General features: G+C 58.0%; 15 protein-coding genes, 2 tRNA genes and 2 rRNA genes. 3 read left to right on the plus strand and 16 right to left on the minus strand.

What is annotated here, in order from left to right:
* Nucleotides 1-101 precede the first annotated feature (101 nt).
* The 10 genes from NJC40_RS02275 to NJC40_RS02320 all read right to left on the minus strand — a co-directional run bounded on the left by NJC40_RS02275 (nt 102) and on the right by NJC40_RS02320 (nt 11,539).
* A 23S ribosomal RNA gene (locus NJC40_RS02275) occupies nt 102-2,994 on the minus strand.
* Nucleotides 2,995-3,232: 238 nt separating this feature from the next.
* Nucleotides 3,233-3,308, minus strand: a tRNA-Ala gene (locus NJC40_RS02280).
* A gap of 20 nt (nt 3,309-3,328) precedes the next feature.
* Nucleotides 3,329-3,405 (minus strand) — tRNA-Ile (locus tag NJC40_RS02285).
* Nucleotides 3,406-3,483: 78 nt separating this feature from the next.
* Nucleotides 3,484-5,020: ribosomal RNA gene (locus NJC40_RS02290) — 16S ribosomal RNA — on the minus strand.
* Together the 16S and 23S rRNA genes with 2 tRNA genes alongside form the textbook arrangement of a ribosomal RNA operon.
* A gap of 519 nt (nt 5,021-5,539) precedes the next feature.
* Nucleotides 5,540-6,142 carry a protein-methionine-sulfoxide reductase heme-binding subunit MsrQ gene (msrQ, locus tag NJC40_RS02295; protein WP_045483492.1) on the minus strand — a complete coding sequence of 201 codons (603 nt, stop codon included), beginning with the start codon at nt 6,140-6,142 and terminating at the stop codon, nt 5,540-5,542.
* Nucleotides 6,142-7,155 (minus strand): protein-methionine-sulfoxide reductase catalytic subunit MsrP, encoded by a 1,014-nt coding sequence (gene msrP, locus NJC40_RS02300; protein WP_253116279.1) that lies wholly within the window; start codon nt 7,153-7,155, stop codon nt 6,142-6,144. The genes msrQ and msrP overlap by 1 nt, the downstream gene beginning before the upstream one ends.
* Nucleotides 7,156-7,218: 63 nt before the next feature.
* Nucleotides 7,219-8,058: a CDP-diacylglycerol--serine O-phosphatidyltransferase gene (pssA, locus tag NJC40_RS02305; protein WP_045483498.1), complete on the minus strand. Its 840-nt coding sequence runs from the start codon at nt 8,056-8,058 to the stop codon at nt 7,219-7,221.
* Nucleotides 8,059-8,256: 198 nt separating this feature from the next.
* The gene (gene ilvC / locus NJC40_RS02310) at nt 8,257-9,273 is read right to left on the minus strand and encodes a ketol-acid reductoisomerase (protein ID WP_045483502.1); all 1,017 of its coding nucleotides are present in this window, start codon (nt 9,271-9,273) and stop codon (nt 8,257-8,259) included.
* A 47-nt stretch (nt 9,274-9,320) separates the two neighbouring features.
* Nucleotides 9,321-9,812, minus strand: a complete 492-nt coding sequence (gene ilvN / locus NJC40_RS02315) for an acetolactate synthase small subunit (protein ID WP_025258538.1) — start codon at nt 9,810-9,812, stop codon at nt 9,321-9,323.
* Between the two features lie 2 nt (nt 9,813-9,814).
* Nucleotides 9,815-11,539 carry an acetolactate synthase 3 large subunit gene (locus tag NJC40_RS02320; RefSeq protein ID WP_045493847.1) on the minus strand — a complete coding sequence of 575 codons (1,725 nt, stop codon included), beginning with the start codon at nt 11,537-11,539 and terminating at the stop codon, nt 9,815-9,817.
* A gap of 398 nt (nt 11,540-11,937) precedes the next feature.
* On the opposite strand from NJC40_RS02320, the gene NJC40_RS02325 reads away from it, so the two are divergent.
* Nucleotides 11,938-12,357, plus strand: a complete 420-nt coding sequence (locus NJC40_RS02325; protein WP_045483507.1) for a DUF4124 domain-containing protein — start codon at nt 11,938-11,940, stop codon at nt 12,355-12,357.
* Nucleotide 12,358: 1 nt separating this feature from the next.
* On the opposite strand, the gene NJC40_RS02330 is transcribed toward NJC40_RS02325, so the two are convergent.
* From NJC40_RS02330 to mrcB, 3 genes are read right to left on the minus strand one after another with little or no spacing between them, the layout of a single operon-like run.
* On the minus strand, nt 12,359-12,688 hold the full coding sequence (locus tag NJC40_RS02330; protein ID WP_045483510.1) for a YqcC family protein: 330 nt from the start codon (nt 12,686-12,688) through the stop codon (nt 12,359-12,361).
* Nucleotides 12,688-13,440 carry a tetratricopeptide repeat protein gene (locus NJC40_RS02335; RefSeq protein WP_045483513.1) on the minus strand — a complete coding sequence of 251 codons (753 nt, stop codon included), beginning with the start codon at nt 13,438-13,440 and terminating at the stop codon, nt 12,688-12,690. Before NJC40_RS02335 ends, NJC40_RS02330 begins: the two co-directional genes overlap by 1 nt.
* Nucleotides 13,441-13,456: 16 nt before the next feature.
* Nucleotides 13,457-15,781, minus strand: a complete 2,325-nt coding sequence (gene mrcB / locus NJC40_RS02340; protein WP_045483516.1) for a penicillin-binding protein 1B — start codon at nt 15,779-15,781, stop codon at nt 13,457-13,459.
* 128 nt (nt 15,782-15,909) lie between these two features.
* Between mrcB and NJC40_RS02345 the strand changes: the two genes are divergently transcribed.
* Nucleotides 15,910-17,448: a bifunctional aminoglycoside phosphotransferase/ATP-binding protein gene (locus tag NJC40_RS02345; RefSeq protein WP_045483519.1), complete on the plus strand. Its 1,539-nt coding sequence runs from the start codon at nt 15,910-15,912 to the stop codon at nt 17,446-17,448.
* Between the two features lie 94 nt (nt 17,449-17,542).
* Nucleotides 17,543-17,887: a pentapeptide repeat-containing protein gene (locus NJC40_RS02350; protein ID WP_045483522.1), complete on the plus strand. Its 345-nt coding sequence runs from the start codon at nt 17,543-17,545 to the stop codon at nt 17,885-17,887.
* Nucleotides 17,888-18,196: 309 nt separating this feature from the next.
* On the opposite strand, the gene deoC is transcribed toward NJC40_RS02350, so the two are convergent.
* From deoC to NJC40_RS02365, 3 genes are all read right to left on the minus strand, one after another.
* Complete coding sequence (deoC, locus tag NJC40_RS02355; protein WP_253142338.1) at nt 18,197-18,970, minus strand: deoxyribose-phosphate aldolase; 774 nt, start codon at nt 18,968-18,970, stop codon at nt 18,197-18,199.
* Between the two features lie 113 nt (nt 18,971-19,083).
* The gene (locus tag NJC40_RS02360; RefSeq protein ID WP_253142339.1) at nt 19,084-19,851 is read right to left on the minus strand and encodes a heme ABC transporter ATP-binding protein; all 768 of its coding nucleotides are present in this window, start codon (nt 19,849-19,851) and stop codon (nt 19,084-19,086) included.
* Nucleotides 19,851-20,831, minus strand: coding sequence for a FecCD family ABC transporter permease (locus tag NJC40_RS02365; protein ID WP_253142371.1), 981 nt, complete (start codon nt 20,829-20,831; stop codon nt 19,851-19,853). The genes NJC40_RS02360 and NJC40_RS02365 overlap by 1 nt, the downstream gene beginning before the upstream one ends.
* Nucleotides 20,832-20,860 lie beyond the last annotated feature (29 nt).

A 20,860-nucleotide genomic window follows, 5' to 3' on the forward strand; every position in this document is an offset into this window, starting at 1 on the left:
GCAAATTCGGTTATGTGAACATTTTTCGGCGTTTGTTGATCAGCTTTCGGCTGTATCGTCTTCACACACCGCCACTGCTGTGCAGATGGCTTGGGTGTTATATGGTCAAGCCTCACGGGCAATTAGTATGGGTTAGCTCAACGCCTCACAGCGCTTACACACCCCACCTATCAACGTCGTAGTCTTCGACGGCCCTTTAGGGGATTCAAGATCCCAGTGAGATCTCATCTTGAGGCAAGTTTCCCGCTTAGATGCTTTCAGCGGTTATCTTTTCCGAACATAGCTACCCGGCAATGCCACTGGCGTGACAACCGGAACACCAGAGGTTCGTCCACTCCGGTCCTCTCGTACTAGGAGCAGCCCCTCTCAAATCTCAAACGTCCACGGCAGATAGGGACCGAACTGTCTCACGACGTTCTAAACCCAGCTCGCGTACCACTTTAAATGGCGAACAGCCATACCCTTGGGACCGGCTTCAGCCCCAGGATGTGATGAGCCGACATCGAGGTGCCAAACACCGCCGTCGATATGAACTCTTGGGCGGTATCAGCCTGTTATCCCCGGAGTACCTTTTATCCGTTGAGCGATGGCCCTTCCATACAGAACCACCGGATCACTAAGACCTACTTTCGTACCTGCTCGACGTGTGGGTCTCGCAGTCAAGCGCGCTTTTGCCTTTATACTCTACGACCGATTTCCGACCGGTCTGAGCGCACCTTCGTACTCCTCCGTTACTCTTTGGGAGGAGACCGCCCCAGTCAAACTACCCACCATACACTGTCCTCGATCCGGATAACGGACCTGAGTTAGAACCTCAAAGTTGCCAGGGTGGTATTTCAAGGATGGCTCCACGCAGACTGGCGTCCACGCTTCATAGCCTCCCACCTATCCTACACAAGCAAATTCAAAGTCCAGTGCAAAGCTATAGTAAAGGTTCACGGGGTCTTTCCGTCTAGCCGCGGATACACTGCATCTTCACAGCGATTTCAATTTCACTGAGTCTCGGGTGGAGACAGCGCCGCCATCGTTACGCCATTCGTGCAGGTCGGAACTTACCCGACAAGGAATTTCGCTACCTTAGGACCGTTATAGTTACGGCCGCCGTTTACCGGGGCTTCGATCAAGAGCTTCGCTTGCGCTAACCCCATCAATTAACCTTCCGGCACCGGGCAGGCGTCACACCCTATACGTCCACTTTCGTGTTTGCAGAGTGCTGTGTTTTTAATAAACAGTCGCAGCGGCCTGGTATCTTCGACCGGCATGGGCTTACGGAGCAAGTCCTTCACCCTCACCGGCGCACCTTCTCCCGAAGTTACGGTGCCATTTTGCCTAGTTCCTTCACCCGAGTTCTCTCAAGCGCCTTGGTATTCTCTACCTAACCACCTGTGTCGGTTTGGGGTACGGTTCCCGATTATCTGAAGCTTAGGAGCTTTTCCTGGAAGCATGGCATCAACCACTTCATGTTCTAAAAGAACACTCGTCATCAGCTCTCGGCCTTGGGATCCCGGATTTGCCTAAGATCCCAGCCTACCACCTTAAACCTGGACAACCAACGCCAGGCTGGCCTAGCCTTCTCCGTCCCTCCATCGCAATAACCGGAAGTACAGGAATATTAACCTGTTTTCCATCGACTACGCTTTTCAGCCTCGCCTTAGGGACCGACTAACCCTGCGTCGATTAACGTTGCGCAGGAAACCTTGGTCTTTCGGCGTGGGAGTTTTTCACTCCCATTGTCGTTACTCATGTCAGCATTCGCACTTCTGATACCTCCAGCAAGCTTCTCAACTCACCTTCACAGGCTTACAGAACGCTCCTCTACCGCATCACCAAAAGGTGATACCCGTAGCTTCGGTGCATGGTTTGAGCCCCGTTACATCTTCCGCGCAGGCCGACTCGACTAGTGAGCTATTACGCTTTCTTTAAAGGGTGGCTGCTTCTAAGCCAACCTCCTAGCTGTCTAAGCCTTCCCACATCGTTTCCCACTTAACCATGACTTTGGGACCTTAGCTGACGGTCTGGGTTGTTTCCCTTTTCACGACGGACGTTAGCACCCGCCGTGTGTCTCCCATGCTCGGCACTTGTAGGTATTCGGAGTTTGCATCGGTTTGGTAAGTCGGGATGACCCCCTAGCCGAAACAGTGCTCTACCCCCTACAGTGATACATGAGGCGCTACCTAAATAGCTTTCGAGGAGAACCAGCTATCTCCGAGCTTGATTAGCCTTTCACTCCGATCCACAGGTCATCCGCTAACTTTTCAACGGTAGTCGGTTCGGTCCTCCAGTCAGTGTTACCTAACCTTCAACCTGCCCATGGATAGATCGCCCGGTTTCGGGTCTATACCCAGCGACTAAACGCCCTATTAAGACTCGCTTTCGCTACGCCTCCCCTATACGGTTAAGCTTGCCACTGAATATAAGTCGCTGACCCATTATACAAAAGGTACGCAGTCACCTAACAAGTAGGCTCCCACTGCTTGTACGCATACGGTTTCAGGTTCTATTTCACTCCGCTCTCCGCGGTTCTTTTCGCCTTTCCCTCACGGTACTGGTTCACTATCGGTCAGTCAGTAGTATTTAGCCTTGGAGGATGGTCCCCCCATATTCAGACAAGGTTTCTCGTGCCCCGTCCTACTCGATTTCATGACAAGGAGATTTTCGCGTACAGGGCTATCACCCACTATGGCCGCACTTTCCAGAGCGTTCCGCTAATCTCCAAGCCACTTAAGGGCTGGTCCCCGTTCGCTCGCCACTACTAAGGGAATCTCGGTTGATTTCTATTCCTCAGGGTACTTAGATGTTTCAGTTCCCCTGGTTCGCCTCTTGCACCTATGTATTCAGTGCAAGATACTCAGCTTGTGCTGAGTGGGTTCCCCCATTCAGAGATCTCCGGATCAAAGTCTGTTTGCCGACTCCCCGAAGCTTATCGCAGGCTACCACGTCTTTCATCGCCTCTGACTGCCAAGGCATCCACCGTATGCGCTTCTTCACTTGACCATATAACCCCAAGCTATCTGGTTATACTGTGAAGACGACATTCGCCGAAAGCTTGATTCAACAAACTTTCTTTGCCTTAGCCTGCACGCCACCAGTGAAAGTGGTGCACAGTCTAAAATGTTTCACATATCCGAATTTTTAAAGAACGATCTGACAAAGGTCAGAAATCAGCATTCACCATGGCAACCATGGAATGCTCATTTCTAAGCTTTAGCAGCAACAATAACAGCCGGGTAAATGGTGGAGCCAAGCGGGATCGAACCGCTGACCTCCTGCGTGCAAGGCAGGCGCTCTCCCAGCTGAGCTATGGCCCCCAGTCAAACTACGGTCAAACTGGTAGGTCTGGGCAGATTTGAACTGCCGACCTCACCCTTATCAGGGGTGCGCTCTAACCAACTGAGCTACAGACCTATATAACAGGCTGCTATCGTCTTCTTCAATGAATCAAGCAATTCGTGTGGGAACTTACGACGCAGCTGGGTCGTCGATTAAGGAGGTGATCCAGCCGCAGGTTCCCCTACGGCTACCTTGTTACGACTTCACCCCAGTCATGAATCACACCGTGGTAACCGTCCTCCCGAAGGTTAGACTAGCTACTTCTGGTGCAACCCACTCCCATGGTGTGACGGGCGGTGTGTACAAGGCCCGGGAACGTATTCACCGCGACATTCTGATTCGCGATTACTAGCGATTCCGACTTCACGCAGTCGAGTTGCAGACTGCGATCCGGACTACGATCGGTTTTGTGAGATTAGCTCCACCTCGCGGCTTGGCAACCCTCTGTACCGACCATTGTAGCACGTGTGTAGCCCAGGCCGTAAGGGCCATGATGACTTGACGTCATCCCCACCTTCCTCCGGTTTGTCACCGGCAGTCTCCTTAGAGTGCCCACCATAACGTGCTGGTAACTAAGGACAAGGGTTGCGCTCGTTACGGGACTTAACCCAACATCTCACGACACGAGCTGACGACAGCCATGCAGCACCTGTCTCAATGTTCCCGAAGGCACCAATCCATCTCTGGAAAGTTCATTGGATGTCAAGGCCTGGTAAGGTTCTTCGCGTTGCTTCGAATTAAACCACATGCTCCACCGCTTGTGCGGGCCCCCGTCAATTCATTTGAGTTTTAACCTTGCGGCCGTACTCCCCAGGCGGTCAACTTAATGCGTTAGCTGCGCCACTAAAATCTCAAGGATTCCAACGGCTAGTTGACATCGTTTACGGCGTGGACTACCAGGGTATCTAATCCTGTTTGCTCCCCACGCTTTCGCACCTCAGTGTCAGTATGAGCCCAGGCGGTCGCCTTCGCCACTGGTGTTCCTTCCTATATCTACGCATTTCACCGCTACACAGGAAATTCCACCACCCTCTGCCCTACTCTAGCTTGCCAGTTTTGGATGCAGTTCCCAGGTTGAGCCCGGGGATTTCACATCCAACTTAACAAACCACCTACGCGCGCTTTACGCCCAGTAATTCCGATTAACGCTTGCACCCTCTGTATTACCGCGGCTGCTGGCACAGAGTTAGCCGGTGCTTATTCTGTCGGTAACGTCAAAATCGCCACGTATTAGGTAACGACCCTTCCTCCCAACTTAAAGTGCTTTACAATCCGAAGACCTTCTTCACACACGCGGCATGGCTGGATCAGGCTTTCGCCCATTGTCCAATATTCCCCACTGCTGCCTCCCGTAGGAGTCTGGACCGTGTCTCAGTTCCAGTGTGACTGATCATCCTCTCAGACCAGTTACGGATCGTCGCCTTGGTGAGCCTTTACCCCACCAACTAGCTAATCCGACCTAGGCTCATCTGATAGCGTGAGGTCCGAGGAGCCCCCACTTTCTCCCGTAGGACGTATGCGGTATTAGCGTCCGTTTCCGGACGTTATCCCCCACTATCAGGCAGATTCCTAGGCATTACTCACCCGTCCGCCGCTCTCAAGAGAAGCAAGCTTCTCTCTACCGCTCGACTTGCATGTGTTAGGCCTGCCGCCAGCGTTCAATCTGAGCCATGATCAAACTCTTCAGTTCAATACTGCTTGGGTTTTGAGAAAACCCTAAACTTGGCTCAGCAATCTCAAATGACTATGTGATTTCTCGCATGGTCACTTACGTTGCTGATAATCTGTTGACTCTCAGTCTGACAGCGCAAGCACCCACACGAATTGCTTGATTCAATTGTTAAAGAGCGGTTGGTTGAGCCTTTCGCTTCAACCGAGGCGCGCATTCTACGCTAACCTCTTGTTCTGTCAAGCGTTTATTTTCAGAAGTTTCAAACTCATTCAAAACTTCGAAACACTAGAACCGAACAGCGTGCCGAGCATCTTTCGACTAACTCGTCAGCGGGAGGCAAATCTTACAGCATCCTAAGTTGCTGTCAACTGCCTTTTTTTCACCGCCGGAGCCAGGAGGCTCGCACCGCCTCCAACCCTTTCTGAACTGCTAACTCGTTGATTACCAAGGAGTTTCTCGTTCATTCCGCGTTGGAAGTGGTGCGCATTATAAGGACATCTGAAACCCCGTCAACCGTTAATTTCAAATATCTCGAAATTAGCGCCTGACCGGTAATAATCGCGGGATTTTCCGGGCCAATGCCGGGATTCGTATTATAAGCAGCACTGCGCCGACAGCTGCATATATGAGCCACTCCTGCAGGTCCGACCGCACAATCCAGAGCATATGCAACAAGCCAAGCAGCAAGACGGCATAGACAAGCTTATGCAGCGACTTCCAGCGCCGCCCAAGCCGGCGCTGACTATACCGATTGGAAGTCACTGCCAGAGCCAGCAACCCCAGCCAGGCAAGACTGCCAACAATAATGTAGGGCCGCTTCACCAGCTCGACACCCAATTGCCCCCAGTCCAGGCCAAGAATAAACAAGGCATACAAGGTCACGTGCAGAACCGCGTATGCAAAGCACCATAACCCCAGTTGCCGGCGCACAGCCATCCACCCACCCCACCCCGTAAGGCGGGCCAGCGGCGTCATGCATAACGTGATCAACAAAAGAATCAGCGTGCCAAGCCCCAACCTGTCTACCAGCACCTTGCCCGGGTCCGGCCCCAGCGCAAAGATCCATGCCTCATACAACCACCAGACCGGCCACACCAGCACCAGCATAAAGACCATCAACCGCCATACGCCGTAACGCATCAGTAATCCTTGCGCAGATCCATACCGGAATACAGGGACGCCACCTCTTCCCCATAACCATTGAACATCTCGGTCTGCCGCACATTGGGGCTGAACAAGCCGCTGGGCAACCGCCTTTCTCGTGCCTGGGTCCAGCGCGGATGATCGACCGTCGGGTTCACATTGGCGTAGAAGCCATACTCACTGGGCGCCAGGCTTTGCCAGGTGGTGCGTGGCTGATCATTGACCAGGCTTATCCGCACAATCGACTTTACCCCTTTAAAGCCATACTTCCAGGGCACTACCAAACGCAACGGCGCACCATTCTGGTTGGGCAGCTCACGCCCATACATCCCCACCGCCAGAATGGTCAGCGGATGCATCGCCTCATCAAGTCGCAACCCTTCTACATAAGGCCAGTCAATCAGAGCAAACCCCGAACGCTGGCCGGGCATTGACTGCGGATCCTTGAGGGTCTCGAAACGGATGTAGCGCGCCTTCGAAGTCGGCTCAACCTGTTTGAGCAGTTCAGCCAGCGGAAAACCTATCCAGGGAATGACCATCGACCAGGCTTCGACGCAGCGCATCCGGTAGATCCGCTCCTGTAGCTGGAAGGGCTTGATGAAATCCTCAAGCGCATAGCGGCCCGGCTTAGCCACCTCTCCGTCAATGACCACGCTCCAGGGCTCGACCTTGAGAGACCCGGCATTCTGCGCCGGATCACCTTTGTCAGGGCCGAACTCATAGAAGTTGTTGTAGTGAGTGGCATCCTTGTAAGGCGTGACAGCTTCGTCTTTGACGGTCACGGCCTGCCACTGCAACGAACCGAGCTTGTCGTTGAACCAGCCAGGCGCCCTGCCCGGCTCGACATCAGCATAGCGAGAGGGCTCACCGGCATTGGCCCAGTGCGGCAAGCCGGCCATGGCCAACCCCGCCATGGAACTGCCCAGCAGAGTACGGCGGGAGAGATAGATGGATTCGGGCGTGACATCCGACTCGCGAGAGTCGGATGCAGAAGGAAGCTTGATAAGCATGATGACTCCATAGCTTGAGTGGCAGACACCACCTATAGACTACGGAGTATGCAGAAGATCAGATCACTTGCGCCGCTGTAGACGTAACAGATATTGAGCGGGGCCTGACAGCGCATAACCCAGGAAAATCAACAGCAGGATACGCGGCGGGTCACTGAACACCACGGCAAACACCAACACCACCACAAGAATTGCAACAAAAGGCACCCGCCCCTTGAGATCCAGTTCTTTGAAGCTGTTGTACTTGATATTGCTGACCATCAGCATGCCCGCCGCAGCCACCAGCAGCGCGACCAGAAACGACAGCTTCGAGCCCTGAATGCCGTAGTCACTGAACGCCCACACCGTACCGGCGACCACACCTGCTGCTGCCGGACTGGCCAGACCGATGAAGTAACGCTTGTCGGCTTTGCCAACCTGGGTATTGAAGCGCGCCAGGCGCAGCGCGGCGCCTGCTACATAGATGAAGGCGACCATCCAGCCGACCTTGCCCATATCACCCAGCGCCCAGCCGAATGCCAGCAGGGCAGGCGCAACCCCAAACGCCACCATGTCGGACAGCGAGTCGTATTCAGCGCCAAAGGCACTTTGGGTATTGGTCATGCGGGCCACTCGACCATCCAGGCCGTCGAGCACCATGGCGACGAAGATCGCGATGGCTGCAAACGCGAAATACTTGCTGGCACTGGCAGAATCGCCGGCGCTCATGGCACTCATCGAACTGATAATCGAATAGAAGCCGGCAAACAGATTGGCGGTGGTGAACAGATTGGGCAGCAGATAGATACCACGGTGCCGAACCTGACGCCCTTCGGCATCACGCACCTCTTCTACATGCTCATCAATGGGTAGCAGGCTTTCGGCGTCAGAACCCTTGCGGGATTCTTCAGGACGTTCGCTCATGAAGATTACCTTGCAGCGGTTTGAAAATATGACAGGTGTCTGCCCCGAGGGTTCGGACGCAAACGATGCAGCTTTATACCAGAACTGGCGGCGCTTGAAGCCCAAACACATGTATCGAGGCTGAACAGTAGCCATTTCCTACACGCCAAAATGAAAAAACGCGGCCAAGTGGCCGCGTTTTTTCACATCACCGAGAACTTAGTTCTTGGCTTTGTCGACGATTTTGTTCGCCGCGATCCAAGGCATCATCGAGCGCAGCTGCTCGCCAATGACTTCGATACCGTGAGCGGCGTTGTTACGACGCTTGGCGGTCATCGATGGATAGTTGGTAGCGCCTTCGCTGATGAACATCTTCGCGTACTCGCCGTCCTGGATGCGCTTGAGAGCATTGCGCATGGCCTTGCGGGATTCTTCGTTGATGACTTCTGGACCGGTCACGTACTCGCCGTACTCGGCGTTGTTGGAGATCGAGTAGTTCATGTTGGCGATACCGCCTTCGTACATGAGGTCAACGATCAGTTTCAGTTCGTGCAGGCATTCGAAGTAGGCCATTTCTGGCGCGTAGCCAGCTTCAACCAGGGTTTCGAAACCGGCTTTGACCAGCTCAACGGTACCGCCACACAGAACAGCCTGCTCGCCGAACAGGTCGGTTTCAGTCTCGTCCTTGAAGGTGGTTTCGATGATACCGGTACGGCCGCCGCCTACGCCCGAAGCGTAAGACAGTGCAACGTTTTTGGCGTTGCCCGAAGCGTCCTGGTAGATAGCGATCAGGTCAGGAATACCGCCGCCTTTGACGAACTCGGTACGTACGGTGTGACCTGGCGCTTTTGGCGCGATCATGATCACGTCCAGGTCAGCGCGTGGCACGACCTGGTTGTAGTGGATGGCGAAACCGTGGGAGAACGCCAGGGTAGCGCCCTGCTTCAGGTTTGGCTCGATTTCCTGCTTGTACAGCTGGCCCTGGAATTCGTCCGGAGTCAGGATCATGACCAGGTCGGCAGCAGCAACGGCAGAAGCGACGTCAGTCACTTTCAGGCCATGAGCTTCAGCCTTGGCGACAGTAGCCGAACCTTTACGCAGGCCGATAGTGACGTCAACGCCGGAGTCTTTCAGGTTGCACGCTTGAGCGTGGCCCTGGGAGCCGTAGCCGATGATCGCGACTTTCTTGCCCTGGATGATCGAAAGGTCACAGTCTTTGTCGTAGAAAACTTTCATGGAAATCCCCTGTTATCTCGGCCGTTCAGGCCATATTGCAAATTGATTTAGATGCTCAGCACTTTGTCGCCACGGGCAATGCCCGTCACGCCACTGCGAACTGTTTCCAGGATAGCGGCGGTGCCGATGGCCTGAATGAAGCTGTCCAGCTTGTCGCTGGTGCCGCTCAACTGCACGGTATAAACGCTGGCCGTGACGTCGACGATCTGCCCGCGGAAGATATCCGTGGTGCGCTTGATCTCGGCACGCTGCGCGCCAGTGGCCTTGACCTTGACCAGCATGAGTTCACGCTCGATATGCGCGCTCTCGGAGAGGTCGACCAGCTTGACCACTTCAACCAGTTTGTTGAGATTCTTGGTGATCTGCTCGATCACCTCATCGTGCCCCACAGTGGTCAGCGTCAGACGCGACAGGGTCGGGTCTTCAGTCGGTGCCACGGTCAGGCTTTCGATGTTGTAGTTACGCTGGGAGAACAGACCCACGACGCGCGACAGTGCACCCGGTTCGTTTTCCAGCAGTAGGGAAATGATGTGCCGCATGATTATGTCCGCTCCGTCTTGCTCAACCACATATCGCGCATCGAGCCGTCCTTGATCTGCATCGGATAGACGTGCTCGCTCACATCGACCTGGATGTCGACGAAGACCAGGCGATCCTTCATGGCGAAGGCTTCTTCCAGTTTCGGCTTCAGGTCTTTCAGGTCGGTGATGCGGATGCCGACATGGCCATAGGATTCGACCAGCTTGACGAAATCAGGCAGCGACTCGACGTACGAGTGCGAGTGACGTCCGCCATAGCTCATGTCCTGCCACTGACGGACCATGCCAAGCACGCCGTTGTTGAGCAGGATGATCTTCACCGGCAGGTCGTACTGCAGGCAGGTGGACAGTTCCTGGATGTTCATCTGGATACTGCCCTCGCCGGTCACACAGGCGACGTCGGCGTCCGGGAAGTTCAGCTTGATGCCCATGGCTGCCGGGAAACCGAAGCCCATGGTGCCCAGGCCACCGGAGTTGATCCAGCGATTGGGCTTGTCGAAGCGGTAGTACTGAGCAGCAAACATCTGGTGCTGACCCACGTCGGAGGTGACGTAGGCATCGCCTTTGGTCACTTCGTGCAGGGTCTCGATGACCTTTTGCGGCTTGATGATGCTGCCATCGCCACGGTCATACGGGAACAGGTCGCCACCCGCGCGCCATTCGTCAATCTGCTTCCACCAACTGCCAACCGCTTGCTGGTCAGGGGTCTGGCCGATTTCCTTGAAGGTCGCGACCATATCGGTCAGCACGCTCTCGACAGGCCCCACGATCGGCACGTCGGCCTTGATGGTCTTGGAGATCGAAGCCGGGTCGATATCGATGTGGATGATCTTGGCGTTCGGGCAGAACTTGGCGGCACCGTTGATGACGCGGTCGTCAAAACGGGCGCCAACGGCCAGGATCACGTCGGTATTGTGCATGACCATGTTGGCGGTGTAGCTGCCATGCATGCCGAGCATGCCGACGAACTGACGGTCAGTGCCAGGATAGCCGCCCAGACCCATCAGGGTATTGGTGACCGGAGCGTCGAGCAGACGGGCCAGTTCGGTCAGTGGCGAAGCGCCGTTGCCCATCACCACGCCACCACCGGAGTAGATGACCGGGCGCTTGGCGGCCAGCAGCATTTCGACCGCCTTGCGGATCTGCCCGGAGTGACCACGAACGGCCGGGCTGTAGGAGCGCAGCTTGACCTTTTTCGGGTAAACGTATTCGAACTTCTCGGCCGGGTTGGTCATGTCTTTTGGCAGATCGACCACGACCGGGCCTGGACGGCCGGACTGCGCCAGGTAAAAGGCCTTTTTCAGGACATCCGGGATTTCCGACGGGTGCTTGATCATGAAGCTGTGCTTCACGATCGGGCGCGAGATACCGATCATGTCGGTTTCCTGGAAGGCATCGGTGCCCACCAGGGTGCTCGGCACCTGACCGGAGATCACCACCATCGGAATCGAGTCCATATAGGCAGTGGCAATACCGGTAATGGCGTTAGTCGCGCCAGGGCCGGACGTTACCAGCACCACGCCGGCCTTGCCGGTCGCACGGGCATAACCATCAGCCATATGGGTCGCGGCCTGCTCGTGGCGGACCAGGATATGGCTGACTTCAGGTTCCTTGAACAGCGCATCATAGACGTGCAGCAAAGCGCCGCCCGGGTAGCCATAGATGTGCTTAACGCCTTCGTCACGCAGGAAGCGGACGACCATTTCAGCGCCAGATAAAAGCTCCACGTTGTTCACCTCTAAAACGCCAGAATACCGTCCATACGTGGACGGGTCTTAATAGGTTTACTGCCAAGCAGAGCATGAGCGACGGTGGTCGCCGACTACGTCAGCACTGACTGAGCAAGTATTGGGATGTCCCTGAGTGTTGCGGAACGGTCCCACCCAGCGCGAGGTAACGCGTTGCGGGTGTTACAGGTCGACGCGGATGTGCGCCTCATGATCTACCGAGACGGTCTGCTTCTGGCAGTCCCCCTACAGCGAACTTTGGATTGTTGTGATTCGCCCCCTGCAAGTCAAGTGATCCGTAAGCTTTCTTGACGATTGCCGGGTAAATCAGCCGTATTCGGACGGACAGAGGGGCAATATGATAGCTTTCGCCACAACTGACACTTCAAGGATGCATGATGCGCTGGATGACTCTTGCAGCGGTCCTGGCCATGGCCATGACGGCAACCGCTCAGGCCGCTCAGATCTATAAATGGGTCGATGCACAAGGCGTAACGCACTACGACGCCACGCCGCCGGCCGGGCAGCAGGTCGAGTCGGTGGACATCCAGAAGCCGGCCATGTCAGGTTCCGTGGCAACACCTGCCACACCTGTAGACCCGCAGCGCGCGATTGACGCCAGGGTCAGAAAGCAGGCGCAGGCAGCCGAAGCCAAGCGCACCGCCAACTGCGAAATCATTCGCACCAACCTGGCCAAACTCAAGGCTTATGCCCGTATACGCGAACCGACCGAAGACGGCTCCAAACGCCTGACTGAGGAGGAACGTCAGGCGCGTATTGGTGAGACCGAGAAGATGATTGCCGAGTACTGCAACTGACTCAGCCGGCCTGAGCGATCAAGCGATCAAAGCGGCTCAGCGCTTCGAGCAGAGCGCGGGCCTGCTCGGCGCGGTCGACAAATACCATCTCGGCCATTTCACGGATACCCGAGGCATTGGGCAATGCCAGGTTCTGCTCGATGATGACTTTCATGCGCGGCAGGAAGATCCATTGCAGCCACTGCTCGAATGCCAGGGTATCGACCGCAAAGGGCTGCTGGCTGGCCAGCGCCTGGGCATCGGGCGGTGAGGCATCCCACCAGCCCTGCTCGCGCAACGCCTGCTCGATCGACAGCAACTGATCTGCCAGCTCTGACACACGCTTGTCCATCAGAGGTTGACCCGGGCTTTCTGACGAGCCTGAGCAGCCCCGGCAGCATCACCCTGCTTTTCACGCGACTGGGCAATCAGCTCCCAGAGGCTGGCCTGCAGGCTGGGGCGACCGTTGGAATAGGTCAGGGCGCGGCGCGACAGTTGCTCGGCCTGGGCGGCATCACCTTGAGCCAGACGCACCTGGGCCAGCTTGTACAGCACTTGCGGCTCGCGCGGGGCAACCCGCTGGGCACGCTCCAGGCTGGACGAAGCGCCATTGAGGTCGCCGCCGCTCTGTTGTTGCTGGGCAGTGGTCAACAGCGCCAGTACCGGACCGTCCAGTTGCTCATCGGCCGACAGCCCGCCGGCATTGTTCGATGGAATACCGGTCGGCACCGATGGCAAATCATAGCTGCCGGTGCTGGCCGGTGCTGAACTGATCGGTGCCTGGTAAGCCCCCGAGGTATCGATCGGCGCCGAATTGACGCTGATCGGTGCCTGACCGACGGGCGCCGAGTAGGTCTGGATGCCGCTGCCACCGGCCGGGATCATCACCGTCACGCCCGAGTCTTCGGGAATCGCCTGGGCCTGAGGCCGGGCCGCCTGGGCGGTATTGGTGCGGTAGCCGGTATTGTTGCGCGACGCCGTTACGCGCTCGCTGTTGGATACCTTGGAGCCCGAATCCACCACCGGAATCGAGCCTTGCTGAACACTGGCACAGCCGCTGAGTACTGTCAGGGCAGTTACGGCCGGGAGCCACCATTTATTCACGTCAAACCCTCTTTGCTTAGTTCAGCCAGCCCTTGACCCAGTCCATGACGGCCTCGGCCGGGGCCGGACCGCTGCCACAGGCTGCGCCTGGCACCGGTTCGCTGCCGCGAATATACGGCATCTGCACCGCGTTCGGGCAACTGGCGTCGGAACCCTGCCCTGTCGCGGCATCCACCCAGGCCTGCACCACGTTGTCCGGCATTGCCATGTCCAGCGGCAAAGGCTCGGCCTTGCGCATGAAACTGGTCCAGACCTGCAACGCACCGGTCGCACCGGTGAACGGGGTCTTGCCATTGTCGTCACGGCCCATCCACACCACGGCCAGGGTGTCCTGGCTGAAGCCGGCAAACCAGCTGTCGCGCGAATCATTACTGGTGCCGGTCTTGCCAGCCAGATTCAACGACCCCGGCAACACGTTGTAGACCGACTTGCCAGTACCTTCCCGCATGACCCGCTGCATGGCGTTCTGCACCAGATAGATCGCGCCCGGATCGAAGCGCTGCTGGATCTGGAACGGGTAACGCTTGAGCGGCTCGCCCTCGGCGGTCAATACACTGCGAATGCCGCGCATCGGCGTGTTGAAGCCGCCACTGGCGATGGTCTGGTACATGGTTGCCACTTCCATCGGCGTCAGGCCGCCAGCGCCCAGGAGCATTGACGGATAGGCCGGCCATTCACGCGTCACGCCCAGCTTGTTAAGGGTCTTGAACACGTTCGGCACACCCAGCTCCAGACCCAGTTTGGCCGTGGACAGGTTGTAGGAATGCGCCAGCCCCTGATACAGGAAGATGTTGCCGTGGGATTTGCGGTCGTAGTTCTGCGGCTTCCAGACCTGGCCATCGGCGCCTTTGACCTGGAATGGCTCATCGGCCACCCAACTGGTCAGGGTGTATTTACTCGGCTGCTCCAGCGCCGTCAGGTAGATCGCCGGCTTGACCAGCGAGCCGATCGGCCGCACCGCATCAATGGCCCGGTTGAACCCGGCATAACCGGCCTGACGGCTGCCAAGCAAAGCCTGAACCTCACCGGTTTCCGGGTTGGTCACCACCATCGCCGACTCGACCTCATCGGCGCCCTTGCGCCCGGCCAGACGTTTGAAGGTCTCATCCATCGCGGCTTGAGACTTCATTTGCAGGATCGGATCGAAACTGGTGAAGATCCGCAGACCTTCTTCGGTCAAGTCCTCGTCGCGATAGTCTTCGCGCAATTGACGCTTGACCAGGTCAAGGAAAGCCGGGAACGAACTGTCCGCCAGGCTGCCAGTGCGGGTTACACCCAGTGGCATTTTCTTCGCAGCCGCCACCGCTTCCGGTGTGGCGACCCCCTGTTGCTCCAGCAGGTCGAGCACCAGGTTACGTCGCTCCAGAGCACGCTCAGGGTTGCGCCGCGGGTTGTAATACGACGGCCCCTTGACCAGACCCACCAGCAACGCCACCTGATGCAGTTTGAGTTCCGAGAGCGGCTGGCTGAAGAAATACTGACTGGCCAGACCAAAGCCATGCACGGCGCGCGGGCCGTCTTGGCCGACGAACACCTCGTTGAGATAAGCCTCGAGAATTTCCTGCTTGCTGTAGTGCACCTCAAGCAGCACCGACATCATCGCTTCATTGAGTTTGCGTGACAGGCTGCGCTCGTTGGTGAGGTAGAAGTTTTTTACCAACTGCTGGGTCAGGGTACTGCCGCCCTGGCGCATCTGCCCGGCCGAGGTGTTGACCCAGATCGCCCGGGCAATGGATTTGGGCGATACGCCAAAGTGGCTATAGAAGTCGCGGTCTTCGACCGCTACCAACGCGTCGAGCAGGTAGGGCGGCGCCTGATCAAGCTTGATCAGGATCCGGTCTTCGAGATTTTTCGGATACAGGCCGCCGATCAACAGCGGCTCCATACGCGCCACCGCCAGCTTGGCACCATTGGCAGCGCTCAGGTCGGCGACAAAGTCACCGGAGAAACGCACGCGAATCTGCTGCGCAGGGTCGGCACCTTCATAGAATTGAAAACCGCGAGTGTTCAGATCCACGGTATTGCCATTGACCGCTGCGGCCCCGGGACCATTGGCCACGCTTTCACGACGGTAGCCCAGCGCGTCGAGCTCAATGAGAAAATCGTCGCGGCTAAGCTTCTGGCCGACGAATAGCTCCAGCGGCCGGGCATAAACCTTGGCCGGAATCATCCAGCGTTTGCCAGAAAATTTCTCCTGGACCACGGCATCGAGATACACCGCGAAACCGGCCAGGATAACCAGGCCGACAATGCTGAGTTTCAGCCCCCAGCCAAGCCAGGTACGCAGCCTGCTGGTGGGTGGGCGTTTCTTGGAGGTACGGGAAGAACGGGATCGAGTCATGGGCGCGGATTATACGCACTTTAAAAAGGTTCGACAGACGCCTCGGCCAGCGGTTTGCAGTGCTGGGCCAAGCAGCCATAATGGCCGGCTTGAGGCATTAAAATTCCAAACATTTTGAAGGATCACCTGTGAGCCAGTCACTCATTGCAGCCCTGCAGAACCCTGCCCTGTTTCCCCATCCGGTGGAAAACTTCCAGGTCATCGAAACGCACATCTCATGGGTGCTGCTCACAGGCCCTTACGTTTACAAAATCAAGAAACCGATGAACTTTGGCTTCCTGGACTTCACCAGCCTGGAGTCACGCAAGCACTTTTGCCATGAAGAGCTGCGTCTGAACCAACGCCTCACCGAAGGCCTGTACCTTGAAGTGCTGCCACTGACCGGCTCAGCCGAAGCGCCGCAACTGGGCGGCGAAGGCCCGGCCATCGAATACGCCCTCAAGATGCGCCAGTTCCCGCAAAGCGGCCTGCTCAACGTCATGCAGGCCAACGGCGAACTGACTCAGGCACACATCAGCGAACTGGCCAGCCAGATCGCCCGCTTCCACCTGTCAGCGCCGAAGGTCGGCGACGAAACCGAGCTTGGCTCGCCAGACAGCGTCATGGCCCCGGTGACCCAGAATTTCGAACAGATCCGGCCAATGATCAGCGAAAAAGCCGACTTGCAGCAGCTTGAAGCACTGCAGGCCTGGGCCGAGTCGAGCTTTGAGCGGCTCAGGCCCCTGTTGGTTCAACGCAAGGCCGAAGGTTTTATCCGCGAGTGCCATGGGGATATCCACCTGGGCAACGCCGCGCTGATCGACGGTAAGGTCGTGCTGTTCGACTGCATCGAATTCAACGAGCCGTTCCGCAAGACCGACGTCTACGCCGACATCGGCTTCCTGGCCATGGACCTGGAAGACCGCGGCCTCAAACCACTGGCCAACCGCCTGATCAGCGAATACCTGGAACTGACCGGCGACTACCAGGGGCTGGAGCTGCTGAACTTCTACAAGGCCTACCGCGCTTTGGTTCGCGCCAAGGTCGCGCTGTTTGGCCTGGGGCCGGATGCGGACGCCGAACGCCGCGCCGCCGTGCTCGCTCAATACCGCAACTATGCCAACCTCGCAGAAAGCTACAGCGCCATCACTTCGCGCTTTCTGGCCATCACCCACGGTGTCTCGGCAGTCGGCAAAAGCCAGGTGGCGCTGCGCCTGACCCAATCGCTGGGGGCCATTCGCCTGCGTTCGGACGTTGAGCGCCAGCGCCTGTTCAGCAGCGAGAGCGGCGAGCGCTACGGCAGCGATGCCAGTGCAGCCACCTACAGCCGCCTGAACGAACTGGCCAGCCAGGTTCTGCACGCCGGTTTTTCGGTGGTTCTGGACGCCACCTTCCTCAAGCAGGCGCAGCGTCAGACTGCTGCACATGTCGCAGAGGAAAACGGCGTGCCGTTCCTGATCCTCGACTGTGAAGCGCCCCAGGCCGTTATCGAGCAGTGGTTGCAGCAGCGCCAGACCGAAGGCGGCGACCCCTCCGAAGCGACTCTGGAAGTGGTACAGGCCCAACAGGCTGCCCGCGAGCCGCTGAGCGCCGAAGAAGTCCTGCTCAGCCAGCGCATCCAGACCCATGTCGGCAGCGACCTGGACAATCTCGCCGATGAACTGCGCCAGCGCCTGCCAGGCCTGTAAATAGCTGAAGAGCCGTTGAGCAGATGCTGCTTCACGGCCCCCAGATAGTGGCGATATAATGGCGCCATAAATCCAACGAACCCGAGTTAATGCTATGAGCCAGCCCAAACAGATCGACTCACCGCTGTATCTGTTACTGCGCAAGGATGATGTGGACGGCTTCAACAGGGAAAAACCCAGGGACGGCGTGATCGACCTGCGTGGTGGTGATTTCCGTGGCCTGGACCTGCGTGATCTGGACACTACCGGTATCGACTTTACCGATGCCTACTTCCGCTCTGCCGACTTACGCGGCCTGGATTTGCGCAACATCCCGATGGAAGGCGCCAGCATTGCTCACGCGCAGATTTCCGGAGCCTACTTCCCACCGGAACTGACCGCCGATGAGATTCTTATGTCGGTGAATTTCGGTACCCGCCTGCGCTACCGCACCCGCTGAGCGGTTCTGGTTGTAACCCGCCTGCGCAACGCAGGCGGGTCGATGCACGTTTGCCTCCCCCCGTTTCCCGCTTGTTTGTCCCGACGGCTCGACAAGACTGAGTTGACGGCTGGATTCGTCGCGCAGCGCCATTGCAAAAAATTAATAAAACAACTGTTGACTTCGAAATGAGAATCGTTATGATTATCACAACTGGTCGCGAGACTGGTCGGTAACCTGAAAGACCTTGGTTCGGACTCTCAGATTATCTCCTCATCAGGCTAATCACGGTTTTTGACCCGGCACTTTGCCGGGTCTTTTTTTGTCTGCTCAATACCTGCCCGCCTCCAGTACACCCAAACTCACCAACAAGTCATCGAGCAGCACAGAGCCGCCGATCCGGACCCGCTGCGGCGAACACCAGGCGCTGCTGAAGCGGCTGCTGGCCAGACTCATGAGCGGTCTGGCGTCATTGAGGGTACGGACCCCGCCAACGATCTTGCAGCCCACCAGCCCTCCCGTTTCCGCTATCGACTCCAGCATGATCCGCACGATTTGTGGGCTGACCGGTGCCACCAGGCGGTCGGTGCAGCTCTTGATAAAATCCGCGCCGGCGGCTATGGCGTCACGGCAGGCGCTGCGAATCAACTGCGGGTCGCGCAACTCGCCGGCTTCCAAGGTCACAGTAAAACTGGCGCGGCTGCCGCACTCGGCCTTGCACGCAGCAAGCAACTCCGTTACCAGCGGGGCGTTACCGGCAAGCAGGGTGCGAAACGGATACACCACGTCGATTTCATCAGCACCAGAAACCAGCGCCGCACGTGCTTCCCGGACCACCATGTCGACGCTGTCGTTGGCCCATGGGAAATTGACCTGTGCCACCACCCGCACTTGCCGCGCTCGCAAACGGTCCAGAGCAGTCCGGGCCAGGCAAACAAAACGTGGCGCCACACAGACCGCCGCCACCGCGCCGACCGGCGTCAGGGCACGCTTGCAGAGGTTAATGATCCGCTCTTCGCTATCGTCGTGGTTGAGGGCCAGCAGTTCCAGCATCTCCAGGGCCCGGAGCGCCAGTTGCTCGGCATCGTCGCTCATTGCGTGCATCTCCCATCAGGAAAAGGATGGGCAGGACAATAACCGAGGCGCCAAGGTAAGAATCTGGCATACCAGATTCAGGGAAGAGAGCTACATGAATGCAGGAAATGTCTGACTCAGCATCAGCGGGCAATCACCAGTGGATGCCCCAACTCCGGATGCGCCTGCACCAGGACGTCCAGACCAAACACCTGCTTGAGCGCTGCCGGCTGCAAGACTTCAGACGCCGTCCCCGCAAGATGCACGCTGCCCTCATTGATCAGCAGCAAGCGATCGCAGTAACGCGCTGCCAGATTCAGGTCGTGGAGCACGATCAACACCGCCACCGAGCGCTCGGCGAAGCGTCGCACCGCTTGCAGGACGGTGTGCTGATGCAGCGGGTCAAGCATTGAGGTGGGCTCGTCGAGCAGCAACACACAATCACCGTCACCCGGCCAGAGCTGTGCAAGCACCCGTGCCAGATGCACCCGCTGGCGCTCGCCACCCGACAGCGCCATATAGCCACGTTCGGCCAGATGCAGGGCATCGGCGGCCTGCAAGGCCACCTGTACGATCCGCGCATCTTGTTCGGCGCCGGTGGCATGGGGTAGCCGGCCCATGCCCACCACTTCATCGACCCGAAAGGCAAAGCTCAGCGTCGAGCTTTGCGGCAGCACGGCCAGACGCCGGGCGCGCTCCTGCGCAGCCCATTGCTGCAGCGGTTTGTCGGCCAGCCACACCCGGCCCTGAGCCGGCTTGAGGTCACCGCTCAGCGCAGCAAGCAGGCTGCTCTTGCCTGCGCCGTTAGGCCCCAGCACGCCGAGCACCTGACCGGCTTGCAACTGCAAATCGACCCCGCTGAGCACGCTGCGCTCGCCACGCACAATGTGCAGATTCTCGGCCCGCAACATCAACGCGCTCCCCGTACCAGCAGATAAAGAAAAAACGGCCCGCCCAGCAGCGCGGTGACAATCCCGATTGGCAGCTCAGCCGGGGCCAAGACCTGGCGTGCGAACAAGTCAGCGAACAGCAGCAGGCTGGCACCGGCCAATGCCGAGGCGGGTAACAAGACCCGGTGATCCGGACCGCAGAGCAGACGCACCAGGTGCGGGACGATCAGGCCAATAAAGCCGATTAGCCCGGCAGCCGCCACCGCTGCGCCGACCCCCAGCGCCGTGCAGAACACCAGCTCACGCTTGAGCACCTGAACATCAACCCCCAGGTGGCGCGCCTCTGACTCGCCCAACAGCAACGCATTGAGTGCCTTGGCGCGGCGCGGCAGCCAGAGAATGATCAGCAGGCAGACCGGCAACAACGGCCACAACCTCACATAACTGGCGCCATTGAGGCTACCCAGGTTCCAGAAGGTCAAAGTGCGCAGGGTCGCATCGTCGGCCAGATAGGTGAGCAAACCGATCACCGAGGTCGCCAAGGCAGTCAACGCGATGCCGGCCAGTAACATGGTCGCGACGCTGGTCTGGCCGTCGCGGCGGCCCAGGCGATAAACGATCCCGGTCACCAGCAAACCACCGGCGACCGCGCTGAGCGACACCAGATAAGGCTGCAGCACCGTGGGCAGGCTGGCCCACCAGATACCGCCGACGATGGCCAGTGCTGCACCAAGCGCAGCGCCACTGGACACGCCAACCAGCACCGGGTCGGCCAAGGGGTTGCGAAACAGGCCTTGCATGGCCACCCCGGACATCGCCAATACCGCGCCCACCGCCAGCCCCAGCAAGGTGCGTGGCAAGCGGATCTGGCCGATGATCAGCTCAGCCTGGCCGGCCTCCCCCGCCAACGGCCAGCCCGCCAGCCGCACAATGGCCGCCAGGGTGTCGTTGATCGGCAGCCTGACCGGCCCCATGGCCAGCGATAACAGGGTCGCCAGCAGACACAGGCCAATCAGCAGCGTAAACAGCA

This window comes from Pseudomonas sp. 21LCFQ02, from assembly GCF_024129895.2.
Classification (GTDB): domain Bacteria; phylum Pseudomonadota; class Gammaproteobacteria; order Pseudomonadales; family Pseudomonadaceae; genus Aquipseudomonas.